The sequence below is a fragment of the Caballeronia sp. LZ003 genome (assembly GCF_031451465.1).
In the GTDB taxonomy this organism is placed as follows: domain Bacteria; phylum Pseudomonadota; class Gammaproteobacteria; order Burkholderiales; family Burkholderiaceae; genus Caballeronia.
Window position 1 is genome coordinate 1 of the sequence record NZ_JARUXJ010000291.1, and the last position, 2,679, is coordinate 2,679.

The 2,679-nt window shown below is 56.4% G+C and carries 7 protein-coding genes; all 7 read left to right on the top strand.

All coding sequences use genetic code 11. The annotated features are described in order from the left end of the window. A partial coding sequence (locus QCE79_RS39225; protein ID WP_404989519.1) for a tyrosine-type recombinase/integrase occupies positions 1-203 on the top strand: 203 nt, incomplete at its 5' end. A 47-nt stretch (positions 204-250) separates the two neighbouring features. After that, the gene (locus QCE79_RS39230; RefSeq protein ID WP_309854626.1) at positions 251-472 is read left to right on the top strand and encodes an AlpA family transcriptional regulator; all 222 of its coding nucleotides are present in this window, start codon (positions 251-253) and stop codon (positions 470-472) included. A gap of 787 nt (positions 473-1,259) precedes the next feature. Then, a complete protein-coding gene (locus tag QCE79_RS39235; RefSeq protein ID WP_309854628.1) occupies positions 1,260-1,505 on the top strand; it encodes an AlpA family phage regulatory protein in 246 nt (81 codons plus the stop codon). Positions 1,506-1,515: 10 nt separating this feature from the next. Beyond that, a complete protein-coding gene (locus tag QCE79_RS39240; RefSeq protein WP_309854630.1) occupies positions 1,516-1,704 on the top strand; it encodes a hypothetical protein in 189 nt (62 codons plus the stop codon). Next, the gene (locus tag QCE79_RS39245; RefSeq protein WP_309854632.1) at positions 1,697-1,903 is read left to right on the top strand and encodes a hypothetical protein; all 207 of its coding nucleotides are present in this window, start codon (positions 1,697-1,699) and stop codon (positions 1,901-1,903) included. Before QCE79_RS39240 ends, QCE79_RS39245 begins: the two co-directional genes overlap by 8 nt. Further along, positions 1,896-2,324, top strand: coding sequence for a hypothetical protein (locus QCE79_RS39250; RefSeq protein ID WP_309854634.1), 429 nt, complete (start codon positions 1,896-1,898; stop codon positions 2,322-2,324). The genes QCE79_RS39245 and QCE79_RS39250 overlap by 8 nt, the downstream gene beginning before the upstream one ends. Then, positions 2,317-2,547 (top strand): hypothetical protein, encoded by a 231-nt coding sequence (locus tag QCE79_RS39255; RefSeq protein WP_309854637.1) that lies wholly within the window; start codon positions 2,317-2,319, stop codon positions 2,545-2,547. Before QCE79_RS39250 ends, QCE79_RS39255 begins: the two co-directional genes overlap by 8 nt. Positions 2,548-2,679 lie beyond the last annotated feature (132 nt).

Consider the following 2,679-nt stretch of genomic DNA (forward strand, 5'->3'; position numbering starts at 1 on the left):
GATTCCGCGGCGTTGCCTCGACGATCCTGCATGAGCAAGGTTGGCCGCACGAGCATATCGAGCTTCAGCTCGCGCACCAGTCGCGTGGCAAGGTGAGTGGGGCGTACAACCACGCTCAATATCTCACACAGCGCGCCGAGATGATGCAGGCATGGGCGGACTATCTCGACGCACAGCGCGCCCGCTACGTGCGCCCCGTCTGACTTGCCAATCGTAACAACACGAAAGCCCGCGAATGCGGGCCTTTTTTATGGAGTTCACATTGGAACAAAGACTTCTTAGATTGCCGCGCGTGCGTGAGAAGACGGGCCTAAGTCGTACAGCCGTTTATAGCAATCCGTCGTTCCCGAAGCCGGTGAAGATCGGCGAGCGGGCGGTGGCATGGCTGGAGAGCGAGGTCGATGACTGGATTGCTCAGAGGGTCGTCCGGAGCCGGGATTGCGCTTGTGACGCTGGCGAGGGTCGGGTTTGATGATTGGAATGCAGACAAGATCGATATGCCGCACCGAGCGCCCTACTCATACGCTTTGCCGAAAAAGCGAAGTGAGGAAATCTCACTTCGTTAAGTGTGAAGCGAACTGGCTGGCGATCGCGGAAACGAAGCGATATCTCATCTCACTTCGCTTGCAGGGGCGTCAAACGGTCGGAATTCCGATTTTTCCGAGCGCACCTCGAATATGGGAATTGCACATATTTCAGACCGAAGCGTGGGCTGACAGCAGCGCTAAGCCCCGCAGGTGTGCGACGTTTGAGTCCTGCAAATAGAAACGGGAAAATCCCGTTTCTAAAGGTCATCCGCCGCGACTCTAAATTCCTCCGATGTGAGGGTTTTGAACGGCCGCAGCCTCGTTGTTGGGATTCTGTGATGACGGGCAAAAAAAGGGCTGGCGCATTGGCCAGCCCAGAAAACCCCGAACAGGGGACGACGATTAATCGTAACCAAGCCTGCACATTTTCGATATCAGTCGGGTACGAAAAATACTTGCACGAACGTCGGAGAACTCCGTATACTTCGCACGTGGCCGATACAGAGGTCACCCGGTTGGGAAGCCGGCATAGCTCTCTGGCGGACAAACCGCCGACTGGCGGTATTTTTACGTCCGCTGCCTTGCGCACGCCTTCAATGGTCGGGCCTTGGCGGGGGAGCGTTCGCGCTCGCCGGTTTCCAGAGACGCCGGTCTTCCTATCCTGCCTTGTGCCTGGCCACCCCGTTGGGAAGCGGGAGGGTCGGGTTTTTCAAACCGTCTCTGGAGTCCGCAATGCGTGCTAATCCCTCCGCTCGTCCTGAGCAATCACAGCAGTCTGTCGCCCCCACCACGACCTTAATCAAGCTGCCTCGTGTGCTTGAAAAGACCGGTCTGAGCCGTACGGCCGTCTACACCGAACCATCGTTCCCGAAGTCCATCAAGATTACCTCTCGTGCTGTTGCATGGATCGAGCAGGAAGTCGATGACTGGATCGCGGCACGAGTCGCGGCGAGTCGCTCTGTCAACGAAACCGAGTGAGGGCACGACGATGACTGCAACTATCCTCGCTCGTTCTGAGCAAACCCAAATCCCCGTTTTCGTCGTTCAAATCGACATCATTAATAGCGCGTTGCGCGAAGCGGCGCTTGCCGCAACAGCGAATGATGCGCTGGACATCACCGGCAATGCGCTGCGTCAGTTGGTAGACATCGCTCGTGCCGAGGTGCGCCATGACTAATCACGTCCCCGGCCGCGACCGTACACCTGACATTGGTGAGCTCTACATTGCAGTCCAGCAGCTTGATGCTCTGCTTGCCGTGATCGAAGAATGTGCTTCCGATAACGAATCTGGCCGTGCTTTCTTGCTTGCTCAGATCGGTCAAGTCGTGACATCAGACTTGCTCAAGCAGCTCGATACGGAGGTTCGTCATGGCTAAAACCACCGAAAAGATGGTTCGGCCGCACGCGTCGGCGGCGGGCTTGATCGATTTCTTCTTCGAGCGCTTTGATACCGCCCATGCGTCGGACAGTGAACTGCAATACCTCGCAGACTTCACAGGCACCATCACTGACATGGCTGACTCGCTGTCTGCGCTCACGGCGGGCATCGGCATGTTGGTAAGCGGCGATAGAGGACGTGAGTGCAAGCACCTTCGCACTGAAGCTCTGCAAGGCAACGATGAACCGTCACTACTCTTTCATATCGCGGCTGAGATCGAGCTGATCGCTCGTATCGCGGAAGTAGCAGCCGACTCAAACTGCTATTTGCAACAACGGTTCACTGACCGTCTCAAGGTTGAGCGGTCTCGTCGTGACCTTAGCGATGAGTACTCCTCACAGGCGGTCAACCATGGCTAATCGTTGCGATCTCGCCGCTAAGGCATGGCAGATTCACGATGTCCTGCGAACCCTTTCGGCCGCACTTCCAGAAGATCAAGCGGGATGCGCTGTTCCCGTGCAAGGAGTCGTGCACCTGTTGATCGATCAGTTACAAGAGGTTGCCAACAAGCTATCTGACCTGGCGTGTGCGGGTAATGACGTGCGCGATAAGAATGTAGGTGGTTCGAAGGAGAACGTATGAGTACGGTCGATCAAGACAAGATGGTGATGGAGATTCAGAAGAACGCGACGCAACGCGTTCGTATCTCGCATCGCTGGTACAAGGGCCGTCAGTACGTTGATGTTCGTCTGGTGGTTGTCGATATGGCGGGTG